This window comes from Thermostichus lividus PCC 6715, assembly GCF_002754935.1.
GTDB lineage: Bacteria > Cyanobacteriota > Cyanobacteriia > Thermosynechococcales > Thermosynechococcaceae > Thermosynechococcus > Thermosynechococcus lividus.
On sequence record NZ_CP018092.1, the window covers coordinates 1,134,107 to 1,151,569 of the forward strand.

Below are 17,463 nucleotides of genomic sequence, written 5' to 3' on the forward strand. Positions count from 1 at the left end.
AGCAGATGGTTGTTAGGGTGGGTCACGACTGTCACGGCGACGGATAAAATGGCAAATTCCGCGCTCTGAGGCACTAATAAAATCGCAAAACTCTTGAATGAGGGGATGATCCAGTTGTTCCCGCAACTGCTGTACCGCTTGGGAGGTGTTCAGCGCAGAGCGGTAGAGCACATCAAGGGCATGTTTCAGTATGTGCCGCTCCTGAGCAGAAAACCCCGCACGCCGTAAGCCCACCACATTTAACCCCATGATCGTATTGGTGCTCAGGCTGCGGGTCATACAAAAGGGCGGGACATCTTTTTGTATGGCCGTTCCCCCAGACAGCATCGCTAAACGGCCAATACGGGTAAACTGGTGCACCAAACAGTTACCGCTAATAAAGACGCGATCGCCAATGTGGGCATAGCCGGCAATCAGTGCATTATTGGCGATCGTGACATAGTTCCCTACATGAACATTGTGGGCAAGATGACTATAGGCCATCAGTAAACAGTCGTGACCCACGTGGGTAACGGACTCAGCCTGCGTACCGCGATGAATCGTGACCCCCTCGCGCAGCGTACAGCGATCGCCAATGTGGACATAGCTCAGACCACCGCGGTAGGACACATCCTGCGGTAAGTCACCAATCACTGCGCCACTGTGAACCCTACAGCCTTCCCCCAAGCGGGTGTGCCCCAGCAATGTGACGTGGGGGGCTAACTGCGTACCCCTGCCAATTTCAACCGTACCGGCAACATAGCAAAAGGGACCAATCTCCACATCCTCCGCAATCCGCGCGCCCGCCTCAACAATCGCGGTTGGATGAATCCCCATTTCTTACTCCCCCGACCACTGGTTAATCGCCCGCAGCACAACCTGCCCTTGCTGATAAACCGCACTGAGTTGGGGAATGGGCTGGGGGGCACGGGAGAGCATTAACTCACAATAGCCAAGAATTACCGTCAAGGGAGTGCGCAGGTCATGGCGGTAGCGACTGAGATCATCGATCAGGGGGTGTGCGAGCTGGTCATTGAGTCGATCGCTAGCTGCTTGGATTTTGTGAATCAAGGCAGCCTCTTGGGCAGTCCATTGCAAGGATGTAGCCGATAACTCTTGGGCGATCGCCCCTAGCTGCTGTGCTTGCACCACCAGTTCTGCATGGGTTGAAAACAACTGCACGAAACGTCAAACCTTCTTACCATAAAAGAGATTACGCGATTTTGACCCCCCATGACTGACGACCTACGGCAATATCTCAAACTTTTGGAAGAGCGGCAACAACTGCGCCGAATTACTGTGCCCGTAAACCCCGATCTTGAGATGGCCGAAATTTGCAATCGCCTCTTGGCCGCCGGCGGGCCTGCCCTGCTGTTTGAACAGGTGATTGGTTCCCCCTACCCTGTAGCCATCAATTTACTGGGAACCGTCGAGCGCGCCTGTTGGGCGATGAAGATGAACCACCCCCAAGACCTCGAAGCCTTGGGTAAAAAACTTGCACTCTTGCAGCAGCCCAAACCCCCGAAAACCCTGCCCCAAGTCATCGATTTTGGCAAAGTGCTCTTTGATGTGGTGCGCGCCAAACCCAGCCGTGATTTGCTACCCCCTTGCCAGCAAGTGGTGGTCAAAGCCCCCGATCTCGACCTCCGCCAACTGCCCCTGATTCGCCCTTACCCACAGGATGCAGCCAAGATTATTACCTTAGGACTCGTCATTACCAAGGATTGCGAAACTGGCACGCCTAACGTTGGGGTCTATCGACTGCAATTGCAATCCGCCACTACCATGACCGTCCACTGGTTATCAGTGCGCGGCGGGGCGCGGCACCTACGCAAGGCGGCAGCACGGGGGCAAAAACTGGAAGTCGCCGTTGCCCTAGGGGTACATCCCCTGATTATCATGGCAGCCGCAACCCCCATTCCTGTGGATTTGTCGGAATGGCTCTTTGCCGGACTCTACGGTGGTGGTGGCATTCATCTGGCAAAGTGCAAAACCGTTGATCTTGAGGTTCCGGCACAGTCGGAGTTTGTCCTTGAGGGAACCATTACCCCCGGTGAACTCCTGCCCGATGGCCCCTGCGGCGATCATATGGGCTACTACGGTGGGGTCGAAGCCTCCCCGGTGATTCACTTCCATTGCCTTACCCATCGACGCGATCCCATTTACCTAACAACCTTTAGTGGCCGTCCCCCCAAGGAAGAGGCGATGATTGCCCTTGCCCTCAACCGCATTTACACGCCAATTTTGCGGCAGCAGGTCTCAGAAATTGTGGACTTCTTTTTACCGATGGAAGCCCTCAGCTACAAAGCCGCGATCATTTCCATTGACAAAGCCTACCCCGGCCAAGCCCGTCGCGCTGCCCTTGCCTTTTGGAGTGCCCTGCCCCAGTTTACCTACACCAAATTTGTCATTGTGGTGGATAAAAACATTAATATTCGCGATCCACGCCAAGTGGTTTGGGCCATTAGCTCCAAAGTGGATCCCAGTCGTGATGTCTTTATTTTGCCGGATACCCCCTTTGACTCTCTGGACTTTGCGAGTGAACGGATTGGCCTCGGCGGTCGCATGGGGATTGATGCAACCACCAAAATACCGCCGGAAACCGATCATCCGTGGGGGCAGCCCCTCACCTCTGACCCTGAGATCGCTCAACTAGTGGATCAACGCTGGCAGGAGTATGGCTTAGGGGATTTGGACTTGACGGCAGTGAATCCCGAACTGTTTGGCTACGAAATCGATTGAGAGCCTAGCTGCCGCTGCTAAGCTAGAAACAGCACGGTGAAGCATTTCCCTGTTGATTCCTGCTGTTCGGAGGATGCATTATAGGAGTGATGTGGGCGGGCTAAAACCCCTCCGCTTTAGCGAGGGGATACAGCCAACTCAGGGGGCTTTAGCCCTCTCTATGTGTTAAACTAGAGACGTGGAAAGTAGACGTATCAACTACGCGAAGAAACATCCTAGTACGGAGAGATCCCGGCACGTAAGTCACTACCGCTTTGGCGGCAAGCCTAAACCACTGCAAGCAATGGCAGGATGTTGAGCGTATCGAACTGGCTAGTGTTGAAAAGTGCGAAACCACGAACCGAAACATAAACGTAGTCCCAATAGCAGAGATGCTTGAGGTGAGTAGGGGGTCTTTGACTGCCCCCACCCGCATTAAGTTGTGGGTGACAGCTCAAGGGAAAAGCGAAGCAATGCGGCTTCAGCCCGTTGCGTAGCATCCTTTGGGAATCCCCTCTCTTTCAAGGAGGAGAGAAGTCAATGATCAAGAGCACCAGCAGCTTTTGCAGCGTTTACAGCAGTTAGCCGCGGCGATCGCCCACGGGGACGCCTTCACACAACCCTTGGTCAACTCGTGCTTCAGCACATTTGCGATGAAGATCTACCCATGCTCTATCTGTTAACCCACCCCGAAGAACTGGCCAAGCAGCAAGCTGAGCAGTTGACAGCAGAAACCTTTTTTTGATACCTTAAGCCCTCCTATTGCCAGTCGAGTCCCGTGTCCCAAGCTAAAGTGATTATCCATGGGGGAGCTGGGCCTTCCCTCCAAGATAAAGGTGGCCTGATTCCCGTCCGTGAGTCTCTCCACAGGGTTATTGTCCAAGTTACCCAAGCCTTAGAGCAGGGTGCCGCAGCGGTGGAGGCGGTCGTATTGGGGTGCCGCTTACTGGAGGATGACCCTCGCTTTAATGCAGGCACAGGGTCAGTCTTGCAGTCCGATGGTCAGATTCGCATGAGCGCCTCAGTGATGGATGGCTCGCAACAGCGTCTCAGTGGGGTGATTAATGTGTCACGCGTTAAGAACCCCATTGATCTGGCGCAGTGGTTACAAAACAGTAGCGATCGCCTCCTTTCGGATATTGGCGCAGCAGAACTGGCGCGGGAGTTACAGCTTCCGGTGTATCAACCCCTTACCGATCAACGGCTCTATGAGTGGATCGAGGAGCGCAAAGGCAATTTTCAAACCGCAATGGCTGGCGTTGTCGCCGAGGATGCCGGACGCGGCACCATTGGCGTGGTCGTACGGGATCAATTCGGCCAGTTGGCCGTCGGCACCTCGACGGGGGGCAAGGGGTTCGAGCGCATTGGCCGAGTCAGTGATTCAGCAACCCCTGCTGGGAACTATGCCAACAGTCTTGCCGCCGTAAGCTGTACAGGCATTGGCGAAGACATTTTAGACGAAGCCTTAGCCAGCCGTATCGTGGTGCGCGTTACCGATGGGTTGTCCCTCGAAGCTGCCTTTGCTAAGTCCTTCCAAGAAGCCGCCACCCGCCAGCGAGACTTTGGTGCCATTGGGCTCGATCATCAGGGAACGCTTGCATGGGGCAAAACCTGTGATGTTCTCCTCGCCGCCTATTGGGATGGTCAACACATTGGCGACACCCTAGAACTGCCACCGGGGCTACAGGTGGGATGCCGAGCATAACAGCCAAGAATAATTTATCCTTGCTGTCAATTTTTTTTATTGTGCCGCAGCCGCAATGGGGTGCATCCTTAGGGGCAACCCCCTATAATTTGATAGTGTTTTAACATTCATCTGGCCGATGTCCCTTGAGGGAACCTATGACCAATACGACCTCGCCTGCCATCCTCAATCCGATTGCCCGTCCCGAAGTTCCCCAAGAACTTGCCGAAAACATTATCCTCACCTCTCTAAACGATGTTTACGACTGGGCACGGCTGTCCAGTCTGTGGCCGCTGATGTACGGCACCGCCTGCTGCTTCATCGAATTTGCCGCCATGATTGGCTCGCGCTTTGACTTTGACCGTTTTGGTTTGGTGCCCCGCAACAGCCCCCGTCAAGCAGATTTAATCATTACCTCCGGCACCATCACGATGAAAATGGCACCGGCACTGGTGCGCCTCTACGAGCAAATGCCCAACCCCAAATACGTCATTGCCATGGGTGCGTGCACCATTACAGGCGGGATGTTTAGCTCCGATTCCTACTCGGCGGTTCGCGGTGTTGATAAGCTGATTCCCGTGGATGTGTATTTGCCGGGGTGCCCCCCCGCCCCGAGGCGATTATGGACGCGATTGTCAAACTGCGTAAAAAGATTGCCAATGAGCACCTGAGTGAACGGGGAAACCTTGCTCAGACTCACCGTCTCTTTACAGCTAAGCACACGATGAAGGCGGTGCCCCCCATTCTTACGGGTGAGTACCTTAAAGCCCCAAGCCGACAAGCTCCCCCTGCTGCCCTCGCAGAGGCCATGGGGATGGCTGTTCCAGCCTTAGCTGATCAAGTTGCTGAACCCACGCCCATCTCTGAGTAAACCTATCAGGAAATAATGTGATGGAAGTCTCAACTGAGTTACTGGTTTTAGGGGTGTACATTGGCCTTGCGGGTCTGTACCTGCTCATCTTGCCTGCCCTCACCTACGCTTACCTCAATAGTCGTTGGTACGTTGCCGGCTCCCTTGAGCGAGCATTTATGTATTTTCTGCTGCTGTTCTTCTTTCCGGGAATGCTGCTATTGGCTCCCTTTCTCAACTTTCGTCCCCAGCCCCGTTCCCTTGAACCCTAGTGCCAATGCGTCGCATTGATGTGCTTGGGATTGGCGTAGGCGTCTTTTTCGCTGGCGGTCTCCTCTATGCCGTGCTACGGCTGTTGGGTCTAGAGCCAACCCAAGCGGGAATCTGGAGTCAAGGCATTTTTGTCTTAGGGGTAATAGGCTGGCTTGCCACCTATCTGCTGCGGGTCTTTAGCGGACGCATGACCTATCACCAGCAGTTGAATGATTATGAAGAGGCAGTGCTTGCTCAGCGCTTAGCAGAGCTGTCGCCGGAGGAGCTAGCGGCTCTGGAGAAAGAGATTGCTGCTGAAGCAGCCCACGCCTCAGACAGCGATCCCTAATCGCGAGATAATGGAGCTAGACTTCCTAGGCGTTGCTATGCACTTTCCCCGCTCCTGTGGCTTACTTTTGCACCCAACCTCCCTTCCTGGGGGGTATGGCATTGGCGACCTCGGTGCGGGGGCACGGGCATTTATCGAGTTTCTCGTTGCTAGTGATCAGCAGTACTGGCAGGTGTTGCCCCTCGGCCCAACCGGCTTTGGCAACTCCCCCTACATGTGCTACTCGGCGATGGCGGGGAATCCGCTCCTGATTAGCTTGGATGAGCTGGTTGCGGCTGGGTGGCTCGCAGCAACCGATTTAGCTGGCCTGACCTATGAGAATGGCGATCGCGTCGATTATGATGCTGTTATTCGTCAAAAGCTACCGCTATTAAAACTGGCTAGCCAGCGGTTTCAGGCGCAAGCGACCGCCGCCGATTGGCAAGCCTTGGCCGACTTCCGCCAATTAGCTCACTATTGGCTGGAGACCTATGCCCTGTTCATGGCCTTAAAGGATCACCATGACGGGCAGCCGTGGTATGAATGGCCTGCCCCCTTGCGCGATCGCGACCCTGCCGCGCTGGCTAAGATGCAGGTGCAGCTCAAAGATCGCATTTTTGAGTACGAGTTCCAGCAATTTATCTTTTACCAGCAGTGGCATGCCCTCAAGGATGCCGCCAATGCCCAGGGGATTGAAATCATTGGGGATATTCCCATCTACGTGGCCCATGATAGTGCCGATGTCTGGGCGTTTCCTCAATTTTTTGAATTGAACCCGGACACGGGCGCAGCTGCCCTCATGGCGGGTGTGCCCCCCGACTACTTTAGTGCCACTGGGCAATTATGGGGCAACCCTATCTATAACTGGAGCGCCCTAGCCGCCGACGGTTACTCATGGTGGATTGAGCGCTTTCGCACACTGCTGTCCTATGTGGATATTATCCGCGTGGATCACTTTCGGGGCTTTCAAAGCTACTGGCAAGTGCCCGAGCGGGAAGAGACCGCCATCAATGGTGCATGGCAAGAGGGGCCTGGAGCTGCCTTTTTTGAAGCGTTACAAGCTGCTTTAGGTCGCCTACCTATCCTTGCTGAGGATTTAGGAGACATTACCCCCGATGTCATTGCCCTGCGAGATCAATTTCAGTTTCCGGGGATGAAAATTCTCCAGTTTGCCTTTGGCGGCGGCGCGGATAACCCGTTTTTGCCCTTTAACCAAGAGCGCAACTGTGTTGTTTACACAGGCACCCACGATAATGACACCACTGTGGGCTGGTACGAGAGCCTAGGGGATTGGGAACGGCAGCGGTTCATTGACTATCTGGGATACACCCCCAACGACCCCCACTGGGCGTTAATTCGCCTTGCCCTAGGAACAGTGGCTAACCAAGCCATTATCCCGGTTCAAGATCTCCTAGGGCTAGGCACCCATGCCCGCATGAATTTTCCTGGAACCAGCGAAGGGAACTGGTCATGGCGAGTCACGGCTGATCAACTCACCCTTGAATTGGCGGCTCATTTTAAGCATTTGGTGCACTTATTTGGGCGGCAAGCCCCACCGCGTCCCGAGCCTACCGCAGATTCTACCGCTAACGAGACCTAAGCACGACGGCGGCCATCGGGCATAATGGTGCCGCGCAAATCTACCTCGCTGAGGTTAGCCCCACTCATATCTGCCGCTGTCAAGTTCACTCGGGTCAAGTCTGCCCGGGATAAGTTAGATCCTGAAAGGTTGGCATCCGCAAGGTCTGCGCCACTGAGGTTAACACCGCTGAGATCGACAGTGCCCACTAAACTGCCACTGAGGGTGGCACGGCTGAGGGTAGCGCCACTGAGGGTGGCACGGCTGAGGTTGGCTTCCGAGAGGGTGGCACGGCTAAAATTAGCTCCAATTAAACGGGCACGGCTGAGGTTGGCTTCAATCAAGTCAGCGCGGCTAAAGTTTGCTTCCGTGAGCTCCACCTCCCGCAGATTTGCCCCACTCAGGTTGGCTCCCCGCAGTTTCACGCCGTTAAAGACAAGGGCACTGAGGTTGGCACTGCGCAAATCTGTTTGACTGAGATCTGCGCCGTCCAGTAATGCGCCCTGTAGATTGGCGCCTTGGAGATTGGCTCCCCGTAAATTTGTACCCACTAACTTGGCACGGCTGAGGTTGGCTCCCCGCAGGTTCGCCCCACTCAGGTCAGCACGGCTGAGGTTGGTGTCGGATAAATTTGCGCCGCTGAGGTTGGCTCCCCCTAAGTTGACATCTGCTAACTCTAAAGAAGATAAGTCGGCTTTCGCCAGTTCAGCACCCGTAAGATTCGCTTTGGTCAGATTGGCCTCACTGAGCTTAACCTCTGTTAGGTCAACGCGGCTGAGATTTGCGCCACTGAGGTTGGCCGCCGTTAAATTGGCACCCGTGAGGTTGGCTCCACTTAAATTAGCACCGCTCAGGTTGGCATTACTAACATCGGCTTGAATTAAATCTACCCGCATCAAATTTGCTTGGGTGAGGTCGGTGCCGTGAAGGTTCGTTCCTTGAAGATTGGCACCGCTGAGATTGACCCCTTGCAACCCGAGTCCGCGCAGATCGGCATTGGCCAAGTCTACACGCGTCAGATTTGCACCCTGTAAAATGGCTCCCCGGAGGGTGGTTTCCGCCAATTCTGCCCGACTTAGGTTGGCGCGCGTCAGGTTTGCCCAGCTAAGATCGCTGCGGCTCAGGTTGGCACCGGCCAAATTGGCATCCACCAGTTCCGCCTTGATCAGCATGGCGTTAATAATTTCAGCCCCACACAACACGGCACCGCTCAGGTTTGCACCGCTCAGGTTGACCCACTCCATGTCGGCGCGGGAGAGAATAATGCCGCGTAGGTCAGCGTTAATGAATTCACCGTTTGTTAAGCTGGCACGATTAAAATCCCGTTCACCACTGACGTAGCGTTTTAACAACTCCTGTGGATTCATAGGGGAGATACTCGTACCCGTCGCTATCTTTTCTAGTTTGACATACCGTTTTGGAAATCAGGGGCGATCGCCTAGGTGGTGTATTCAGCATTGATTTTGACGTAGTCGTAGCTCAGGTCACAGCCCCACGCCACTCCAGTGCCATTGCCTTGGCCAATTTTGACTGACAATACCACTGGATGATCCACCGATTGGCCGTTCTCTGCGGTTTGGTTGCGCTGGGCTTGATTCACCAGATAAGCATTGGCAGCAGCGCGATCAAAGGGGAGGGGCTGGCCTTGGCTTATCATTACAATGTCCCCTAGGGAAATAGCCAAATTACTCGGATCAAAGGGAACCCCAGCCCGACCCGCCGCCGCCGCAATGCGCCCCCAGTTGGGGTCACGGCCATAAATGGCAGATTTGACCAGCATTGACCCAGCAATGGTGCGGGCAACCTGACGGGCCGAGGCATCGTCACTGGCACCACTGACCTGTACTTCAATGAGACAGGTGGCACCTTCCCCATCTCGAGCGATCGCCTTGGCCAAATAGGTACACACCTCTGTGAGCATTTCTTCAAGAAGGATGGCGGCTGGTTCGGCGGCATCCGTCATGGCGGGGGTGCGCGACTGACCGTTGGCGAGGGCAATCACACTGTCATTGGTACTGGTGTCACCATCAACGGTGATTTGATTAAAGGAGCGATCGCAGGCGCGCTGGAGCATCGCTTGCCACAGGTGAGGCGAGACTGCTGCATCACAGGTAATAAACGCCAGCATGGTTGCCATATTAGGGTGAATCATCCCCGACCCTTTAGCCATGCCACCAATACGGATGGGTTGCCCCTCCCACTGGGCTTCTAGGGCGATCGACTTTGGCACGAGATCTGTGGTCATAATGGCTCGGGCAGCCGCATCGCCGCCGGTCTCACTCAGGGAGTTGGTGAGCGTAGGCAAGGCTTGGCGCAGTTTCTCAAGGGGAATTGGCTGACCAATTACCCCTGTGGAGGCGACAAGCACCATCTCCGGACTAATCTTCAGGGCAGATGCTACCATCTCCGCTTGTTCGAGTACAGCAGCCCATCCTTGAGACCCCGTAGCTGCATTGGCATGCCCAGCATTGCACAAAATCGCTTGAGCGGTTGCCTTAGTTTGGAGGCGTTGGCGACAGTAGGTCACCGGCGCAGCGCAGACGTGATTAGTTGTAAACACCCCTGCGGCGATCGCTGGCAAATCAGAGACAATGAGGCTTAGATCCGGTGCACCGGACGCTTTTAAGCCAGCCCGGATACCATTTGCCCGGTATCCCCTAGGAGCAGTGACTCCTCCAATAATGCGTTGCCAGCGGGTCATAGTCTTGGTCAATTCAGTAGATAACCGCTGCGATTATATCAGGCTGATTTTGCCTCGCAACCAAGTGTTAACAGAACTTGTAAAATGCCGCCCTTGCATCCCATGGCAAAAACCTCAACATTGGCAACCATTGGCGCAGTTACCGCCTCGGAAATTGTTGTGGCACGATGTTGGTTAGCCTAAACGCTAAAACATTATGGCGAGAAAACCCTTTCACATGTGGGAATATAAGAGGAGGCTCTATCGTCCGAGTTATGCTTAATCAATAGCTAAATGCCAGCAAATTAAGCAACGTAACTGAAAATTGTCAAAGTTCCTGAGCCCATAACCTGACCGCTTGATCAGCTTCAATTTATTGTTAATACCTTCAACAACACCACTATTTGTGTGATTATCAAAATAAGCGGTGACTTCACCAAACCATCGACAAATTGTTCTTACGCTCTCTTGAAAAGAATCCTGAGCTTGAGCTAACCAATCGAGCAATTGAAAGGTTCCATCTTTCCAATCTTTTGCTGGCTCAAAGATGGCTCTAAACGATTCCTTCTCCTGATGCATTCGAGCCAGACTTGGCACTACTTCTCGAATTTCTTCCAGTTTTGCTTTTTGCTTCTGAGTTAGATTTTCCTCCGGCTTCAGTAACGCATATTTACTTTGTTTGAGCGCGGCTGCAATCTGGGCTTTCTGGACTTCATTTACCGTCTGCTCATTCGCTTTACAAATACTTTGTCGAGCCTTATCCAATTCCTGATTCACAATTTTTATAACATGAAATCGGTCGGCAACCACCGTAGCATTCGGTAGGAGTTCATGAACCAAACTTTTATAGTTTCCAGACAGGTCAATGCTCACCTCAATAATTTGATTGAGTACTGCTGCTCCCCATGCCTCAAGCACTTGCCTCACATCTTCCTGCTTGCGAGAAGGGGCAAAGGCAAGGGGAATTCGCCGCTCTAAATCGACCAAAACAACTATGTAATCTCTTTGTCCTTTACCTAAGGAAATCTCATCTATACCTAATCGTTTTACTGAACTCACATCGACGTGGAGTTTTTTTTACTGACATACTGTACCATTGACCATACTTCTTCATCAGTGAGACCATTTGAAATTGCAACATTATGAATGTTGCTGTGCAAAACCTGTTGCACGATTGACTGAGCAAATCGATCCGTTTGCTTGCGACGATTGCCGATGAAATCGAGCGTTTCACTGAATGGCTTACCACAAGTTCGACACTTAAACTGGCGACGATTGATCTTAAGAAATACGGTTCGTCCACTGATGCTTAAATCTCGCACTAGATACCAATGATTCTGGTGTAAATGACAACTTTTTTGTTGGCAACGTGGGCAAATCGCCTCGGTTGTCTTTGCTTCCACTATAAGAATCAATTCTCCCGCAACATCGGTATAATCTTCAACCTCAATTCCAGGTAGGTTGAGTAGATCAGTTAGAAGTAGCTGCATATCTCAGATTTCGTATAGCATGTTACATTAGCATACCAAGTCCGATAGACCCCACAAAGCTCAATATCGATTTGAGTGGAGTGTGTAGAGGGGCTGTGGCAGCCCCTTCTAAGGTCAAGTTAGAGCAGATTGGCTTTGCTCTAGCCTAACTCAGAGAAGCCTCGCCGTTCCACGGCGGGGAGTGTCACATGCTTTGGACATACCGTTTGAATGTTGCCGCCAATGCTGATGGCCAACTGGGTTAGTAACCTTCTCATTGGGTTGATCCGCGCTTATCAGCGGTGGATTTCGCCGCTGTTTTTACCGACCTGTCGCTATACACCTACCTGCTCTAGCTATGCTGTTGAGGCGATCGCCCGTTTTGGGCCGTGGCAAGGCACCTATTTAGCGGTAAGACGCATTTTGCGCTGCCATCCCTTTGCCGCCGGTGGGTATGATCCAGTCCCTGAGGCATCGTCCCCAGAGCAGTCGCGAGGCGATCGCCCCACACCCTGCGATCAGCACTCAGAACCGCACTGACCCTGAACTGCGGATTGCGGATCCGGATTTTCTCTTGCTGAGGGATGTTGCGCTGAGGTTTATGATGAAGGAGTCTGTTTTCGCTCTAATTGCGTGAAAGAGCTTTTTACGACCCTACAGCAGCGGCTCAGTGAGATTGTTATTGGTCAAGCGGCGATCGCCAACGGCCTTTTAGTGGCACTTCTAGCTGAGGGACATGTTATTCTTGAAGGCGTTCCCGGCACTGCCAAAACGCTTTTAGTAAAGTTACTCGCGCGGTTAATTCAAGCCGAATTTCGCCGCATTCAACTCACGCCCGATGTCTTGCCCGCCGATATTTTGGGCACCAGTATTTTTGACTTTAATAGCCGCACCTTCCGCCTGCGTAAAGGCCCGATTTTTACCCAAGTGCTGCTGGCAGACGAAATTAATCGCACGCCGCCAAAAACCCAAGCTGCCCTATTAGAGGCAATGGAAGAGCGGCAAGTAACGCTTGATGGCACAACCCTGCCATTGTCAGGACTGTTTTGGGCGATCGCCACCCAAAATCCCCTAGAGTTTGAAGGCACCTATCCCCTGCCGGAAGCCCAGCTAGATCGCTTTCTTTTTAAGTTGGTGGTGCCCTACCCCGCCGCCGCCGCTGAGCGGCAAATGCTAGATAATGCCCTTGAGGGGTTCGAGGCACGGAATCTAGACCAGCTCAATTTGGTACCCCTCGTCACGGTGGATCAGGTGCTAGCGGCACGGCAGCAAGTGCGGCAAACCCACGTAGAGCCACCCGTGTTGGACTACTTGTTAGCCTTGGTGCAGGCCAGTCGGCAACATCCAGAACTGTTGCTGGGGGCATCCCCGCGGTCTGCCATTGGTTGGTTACGCGCCACCCAAGCCCAAGCATGGCTAGAGGGACGGGAGTATGTGACCCCCGAAGACGTGAAAGCGATCGCCGTGCCCCTGTTGCAGCACCGCCTCATTCTCAAACCCGAAGCGCAACTGGACGGCACCACCGTTGAGCAAGTGATTCACGGTATTCTTGCCAAAGTACCTGTGCCCCGATGAGTGTCTCCGCTAGCTATCGTTTTGGAGCTCACCGACCACGGGTTGTTCCCACAACCCGATTTTATGGCCTGTTGCTCCTAGGCATGATATGGCCGGTACTGACCAGTTTCCTGCCCCCAGAGCTACTGCCCCTGTCATCGCTGCCGCGGGGGGAACTGCGGCAATTGCTCAGTTACTGGCCCGTTGGGTTAGGGTTAGTGCTGATGGCGCTCTACGATCTCCTTGTAGGGGCACTGACCCTCTGGGACTATTACCAATCGGGTCAATGGCAAATAACCCTGCAACGACAGTGCGACCCTCGGCTTTCGATTGGTCGCCAAAATCCCATTCACCTAATTGTGCAGATAGGAGCCAGCCTTCCCTTGACGGCCACGACTCGCGTTGAACTGTACGATCACGTCCCCGCCGAGATACAGAGCGAGGTTCCGTATTTTCTTTTCAATGCAGTGCCCAACGGTGAGCTAACCCTGCTCTACCATGTGTTCCCACCACGACGGGGAACCTTTACGTGGTCTGGCTGTGATGTGCGTCTGCGCAGTCCGTGGGGCTTAGCGTGGCGGCAGTGGTTTGCAGCTCTCAACACCAACGTAGACGTGTATCCCGACCTAGTCGGGTTGCGATCCCTGTCCATTCGTCTCAGTCTTGAGTCCAGCGGCAGCCTACGGCGACGACGGCACGCCCTTGGGGGCACAGAATTTGCTGAACTGCGGGACTACCACCTTGGAGATGATCTGCGGATGATAGACTGGAAGGCGACCGCGCGGCGCGGGCGACCCCTCGTGCGCGCTATGGAGCCAGAGCGAGATCAACTGCTGATTATTCTGTTGGATCGCGGTCGCTTAATGACCGCCACCGTCGCTGGCTTAAAACGGTTTGACTGGGGCTTAAATGCTGCGTTGGCACTCGCCTTAACTGGGCTGCGGCGCGGCGACAAGGTGGGACTTGGGATCTTTGATAAGCAACTGCACACATGGCTTGCCCCCCAAAGTGGTGATTCTCATTTGGGGCATATTCTTAGCCATGTGTATCAGTGCGAACCTGTTTTTGAAGAGTCTGACTACATGGGTACCGTTAGTGCCATTTTAGGTCACTACACCCGCCGTGCCCTTGTGGTTGTGCTCACGGAAATTATTGACGAGGTAGCATCTCAAGAGTTGCTCGGAGCAATGGCGCGGCTCACCCCCCGCTTTTTACCCTTTTGCGTGGCGCTGCGCGATCGCCACATTGAATCCATTGCCCACCAGCCCCTGACCCCCCAAGCAATCGATGTGCCCGATCAAGTTACTGCCCTGTACGAACAGGCGGTCGCGCTGGATCTGCTTCATCAACGCCAACGAGCGTTTGCGCGGCTAGAGCAACAAGGTGTACTGGTATTAGATGCCCCCGCCGATCAGATCAGTACCCTGCTCGTAGATCGCTATTTACTCCTGAAGGCACGTGGCCGCCTCTAAGGGGTGGTATAACCATGAGTAAGCAAATATCGGCGACTGAAGCCAAGCACATTATGGGCTGACTGCAATCTATGGATCAGACGCTAGAACTCCATAATGTAAAAAATACCAAAGCTTGCAAGCACGGATAGATTCAAAGTCGATCCTTCAAGATAAAAGTAAAAGTAAAAGTAAAGTAACGATGACCTGACGCTCCCTGCCCAGCATGGGGATACTGCCTCTAGCTGGCACCTGTACATTATTCGCCTCAAGCTGGATCAGATAGGATGCTCTCACCGTGAGGTGTTTGAGGCACTTCGCGCTGCCGGAATTGGTGTGAACCTGCATTACATCCCTGTCCATACCCAGCCCTACTATCAGCAGCTTGGCTTTCGCTGGGGAGAGTTCCCCGCCGCTGAAGCCTATTACCGCGAAGCCATCAGTTTACCGCTGTACTATGGGTTAACGGTTGAGCAGCAGGATTATATTATTCAAGTACTGCGCACCCTGATTCCATAGACCCAGAGGAAAACGACGTTCTCAATGGGTTTTCTGGCTCAGCCAACGGCAAGGGATATAAGGGGATATAATCATAGAGTATTTTGCCCTCTACGCGGTCTTCAACGGATATGGCCTTTGAGATTAATCACGGTCTTGGTCGCTTCAACTCCAAACGTGATTTGCACGCTGCCCTTGGCATTCCTTTATCGGCACAGCCCGGAGAGATTCGTAAGCGGTACCTCAAAATTGCCAAAGCCCTGCACCCGGACAGCCGTGATGAAGAATCGGGGAAGAAATTAGCCAGTGACTTGCTCTCTAAATTCGTCAACCCAGCTTACGAAATTCTCTCTCAAGATAAAGAACGGGAAGAGTATCAGGTTATTCTGCGGTTACTTGAAAAGCAGCTAGTATCTGCCAATATGGTGCCCGAGCCAACTTTCAGTTTGGCTGAAGACCTGTTTAACGCTACGAATGTTGAGGAAGCCTACCAACAAGCTCTGGAAAAATTGGCTAAGGAGCAATACAGCGATCTGGCCAATGCCCTGACCGTCAGTGAACAAATTAGTGAACTCAATCTGATTTATCTGTGGCGATCCTCGGGGGGGAAAGCAGCCGCCCCAGTTAGTGCTGCCCCACCGGCGACCCGCCAAACAATGGCTGATACTCAGGTTCGCCCAGCATCAGAGCCTGTAGTGGCTGCTACGCCGGAGCCGTCCAAGACTGACCAATATACCGAGCAATACTATCGCCGTGCTGAGGAATTACTCAATAAAGGCGTTTATCTAGAGGCTATTAAGGAGCTTAAGGATGCTCTGAAAATTGACCCCCGCAGTGCCCGTTGCAATGCTTTACTGGGGAAGGTGTACTTGCAGCAGGGTCAAAATAGTATGGCAAAGATACATTTCAACCAAGCCCTCAAGCTGAACCCCCAAGAAATTGTTGCCATTCAAGGCATGGAAATCCTTGCCAAAAAGGAGCGCAAGGCACAGCAGAAAAATACGCAGCCGCCACAAGGTAAGGAGGGGCGAGATAAAAAGGGTGGCTTCTTTGGTGGTCTTTTTGGGAAGAAGTAGCCTGCTATGGTGTATCAACCGGCCTGTGGTGCCCGTGATATTTTGCCGTTGGATGTTGCTCGTCAGCGCTGGCTGGAGCACCGCCTAGAGCGCGTTTTTCAAAGCTGGAGTTACCAAGAAATTATTACCCCAACTATTGAAACCTTGGCGACCTTAACTGCTGGGGGCGCACTCAAGCCGGAAACCGTCATTCAGGTGCACTCAGGGAGTGATGAACTCCTTGGTTTGCGTCCAGAGCTAACCGCCTCCATCGCCCGGGCGGCAGTGACTCGGATGGCAGGAATGCAGCTGCCCCAACGCTTGTACTACAAAACCAATGTCTTTCGGCGTTCGGCTATGGGGGGGTCCACCGCAGGGGACTTAGGCAGTCAGCAAGAATTTTTTCAGGCTGGGGTTGAACTGTTGGGGGCAACCGGCCTAGCAGCGGATGCTGAAATTCTTTGGTTGGTGCAGGAGTGCCTGAGTGCGCTTGGGGTTGACAATGCTTATCTGATGGTCGGTGATGCTCAGTTAACACAGCTATTATTGGCAGAATTTCCGACTGAGTTGCAAAACGTGGTGCGGCAATGTTTGGCTAGTTTAGACCGTGTTAGTTTGCAACAGTTGCCGTCACCTTGGGCAGAGCGCGCCTGTCAACTCTTTGATCTGCGGGGTTCCCTCAGAGACGTTGAAGATGAATTAGAGAGGTGGCGCGTGTCCGCAGAGATCCATCAGCGTTTTCAAGCTCTCCGGCAACTTTTGGAACTGGTGGGCGATCGCCTCACGGTCACGCTTGACCTCAGTTTAATTCAATCCTTTAACTACTATACGGGGATTGTTTTTGAAGTCTTAGTTGCCACCGAAACAGAACTGCGCTTGGTGGGTCAGGGAGGGCGCTACGATCAACTTCTCAGCGTGTATCATCCTGATGGGACGGCTCTACCTGGCATTGGCTTTGTTTTTAACGTTGAACAATTGCTACAGGCGATCGCCAGTCCTCCGGCCTCTTTACTGGCGGCCCGCAGTCAGTGGCTAGTCGTCCCTCTGAATCCTGCTGCCTTAGGGGCTGCCCTTCAGCATGCCCAAACCCTGCGACTCGATGGCTCAACCCGAGTGGAGCTGGCTCTTTTGGAACTTGCGCCAGAACAAATCCGTTCCTACGCTCGCGATCGCCAAATTCCCTATATTGCTTGGATTGATGTTGATACCCCCCCGCAAATTGAATCTCTTATCGACCCGCTCACGCTGACGCAAAGCCGTGAAACAGCGACCCTTTTGCCACCACGTTCATAGCTTCGCTCCAGTACAAGTTATTGGCGGCTATAGCATTGCAGTCAACGCCTCTGTTAGAATAAAAAGCCGC

General features: G+C 53.3%; 14 protein-coding genes and 3 pseudogenes. 12 read left to right on the forward strand and 5 right to left on the reverse strand.

Features of this window, described 5'->3' with window-relative positions; translation table 11 throughout:
• Nucleotides 1-12: 12 nt before the first annotated feature.
• Complete coding sequence (lpxA, locus tag BRW62_RS05690) at nucleotides 13-816, reverse strand: acyl-ACP--UDP-N-acetylglucosamine O-acyltransferase (protein WP_099798644.1); 804 nt, start codon at nucleotides 814-816, stop codon at nucleotides 13-15.
• Between the two features lie 3 nt (nucleotides 817-819).
• Complete coding sequence (locus BRW62_RS05695; protein ID WP_099798645.1) at nucleotides 820-1,161, reverse strand: histidine kinase dimerization/phospho-acceptor domain-containing protein; 342 nt, start codon at nucleotides 1,159-1,161, stop codon at nucleotides 820-822.
• Between the two features lie 51 nt (nucleotides 1,162-1,212).
• Between BRW62_RS05695 and BRW62_RS05700 the strand changes: the two genes are divergently transcribed.
• The 6 genes and pseudogenes from BRW62_RS05700 to malQ all read left to right on the forward strand — a co-directional run bounded on the left by BRW62_RS05700 (nucleotide 1,213) and on the right by malQ (nucleotide 7,414).
• Entirely contained in the window at nucleotides 1,213-2,721 is a 1,509-nt protein-coding gene (locus tag BRW62_RS05700; RefSeq protein WP_099798646.1) for a UbiD family decarboxylase, read from the forward strand.
• A 757-nt stretch (nucleotides 2,722-3,478) separates the two neighbouring features.
• Nucleotides 3,479-4,405 carry an isoaspartyl peptidase/L-asparaginase gene (locus BRW62_RS05705; RefSeq protein ID WP_099798647.1) on the forward strand — a complete coding sequence of 309 codons (927 nt, stop codon included), beginning with the start codon at nucleotides 3,479-3,481 and terminating at the stop codon, nucleotides 4,403-4,405.
• Between the two features lie 137 nt (nucleotides 4,406-4,542).
• Nucleotides 4,543-5,255: pseudogene (ndhK, locus tag BRW62_RS05710) on the forward strand (photosynthetic/respiratory NAD(P)H-quinone oxidoreductase subunit K).
• 20 nt (nucleotides 5,256-5,275) lie between these two features.
• The gene (ndhL, locus tag BRW62_RS05715) at nucleotides 5,276-5,506 is read left to right on the forward strand and encodes a photosynthetic/respiratory NAD(P)H-quinone oxidoreductase subunit L (RefSeq protein WP_099798648.1); all 231 of its coding nucleotides are present in this window, start codon (nucleotides 5,276-5,278) and stop codon (nucleotides 5,504-5,506) included.
• 5 nt (nucleotides 5,507-5,511) lie between these two features.
• Nucleotides 5,512-5,835 (forward strand): DUF3007 family protein, encoded by a 324-nt coding sequence (locus tag BRW62_RS05720; protein ID WP_099798649.1) that lies wholly within the window; start codon nucleotides 5,512-5,514, stop codon nucleotides 5,833-5,835.
• Nucleotides 5,836-5,872: 37 nt separating this feature from the next.
• On the forward strand, nucleotides 5,873-7,414 hold the full coding sequence (malQ, locus tag BRW62_RS05725; RefSeq protein ID WP_099798650.1) for a 4-alpha-glucanotransferase: 1,542 nt from the start codon (nucleotides 5,873-5,875) through the stop codon (nucleotides 7,412-7,414).
• Here the strand turns inward: malQ and BRW62_RS05730 are convergent.
• The 3 genes and pseudogenes from BRW62_RS05730 to BRW62_RS15485 all read right to left on the reverse strand — a co-directional run bounded on the left by BRW62_RS05730 (nucleotide 7,411) and on the right by BRW62_RS15485 (nucleotide 11,563).
• A complete protein-coding gene (locus BRW62_RS05730) occupies nucleotides 7,411-8,760 on the reverse strand; it encodes a pentapeptide repeat-containing protein (protein ID WP_099798651.1) in 1,350 nt (449 codons plus the stop codon). The two genes, malQ and BRW62_RS05730, sit on opposite strands and share 4 nt — an antisense overlap.
• Before the next feature lie 71 nt (nucleotides 8,761-8,831).
• Nucleotides 8,832-10,094, reverse strand: a complete 1,263-nt coding sequence (gene argJ / locus BRW62_RS05735; RefSeq protein WP_099798652.1) for a bifunctional glutamate N-acetyltransferase/amino-acid acetyltransferase ArgJ — start codon at nucleotides 10,092-10,094, stop codon at nucleotides 8,832-8,834.
• Nucleotides 10,095-10,352: 258 nt separating this feature from the next.
• Nucleotides 10,353-11,563: pseudogene (locus tag BRW62_RS15485) on the reverse strand (ISL3 family transposase).
• A gap of 228 nt (nucleotides 11,564-11,791) precedes the next feature.
• Between BRW62_RS15485 and yidD the strand changes: the two are divergent.
• From yidD to BRW62_RS05770, 6 genes and pseudogenes are all read left to right on the forward strand, one after another.
• Nucleotides 11,792-12,082, forward strand: coding sequence for a membrane protein insertion efficiency factor YidD (gene yidD, locus BRW62_RS05745; protein WP_099799856.1), 291 nt, complete (start codon nucleotides 11,792-11,794; stop codon nucleotides 12,080-12,082).
• A 93-nt stretch (nucleotides 12,083-12,175) separates the two neighbouring features.
• Nucleotides 12,176-13,117, forward strand: a complete 942-nt coding sequence (locus BRW62_RS05750; RefSeq protein ID WP_099798653.1) for an AAA family ATPase — start codon at nucleotides 12,176-12,178, stop codon at nucleotides 13,115-13,117.
• Nucleotides 13,114-14,568 carry a DUF58 domain-containing protein gene (locus BRW62_RS05755; RefSeq protein WP_099798654.1) on the forward strand — a complete coding sequence of 485 codons (1,455 nt, stop codon included), beginning with the start codon at nucleotides 13,114-13,116 and terminating at the stop codon, nucleotides 14,566-14,568. The genes BRW62_RS05750 and BRW62_RS05755 overlap by 4 nt, the downstream gene beginning before the upstream one ends.
• A gap of 186 nt (nucleotides 14,569-14,754) precedes the next feature.
• Nucleotides 14,755-15,066 (forward strand): annotated as a pseudogene (locus BRW62_RS05760) (DegT/DnrJ/EryC1/StrS family aminotransferase); the annotation flags it as partial.
• 110 nt (nucleotides 15,067-15,176) lie between these two features.
• Nucleotides 15,177-16,121, forward strand: a complete 945-nt coding sequence (locus tag BRW62_RS05765; protein WP_099798655.1) for a J domain-containing protein — start codon at nucleotides 15,177-15,179, stop codon at nucleotides 16,119-16,121.
• 6 nt (nucleotides 16,122-16,127) lie between these two features.
• On the forward strand, nucleotides 16,128-17,393 hold the full coding sequence (locus BRW62_RS05770; protein ID WP_099798656.1) for an ATP phosphoribosyltransferase regulatory subunit: 1,266 nt from the start codon (nucleotides 16,128-16,130) through the stop codon (nucleotides 17,391-17,393).
• Nucleotides 17,394-17,463 lie beyond the last annotated feature (70 nt).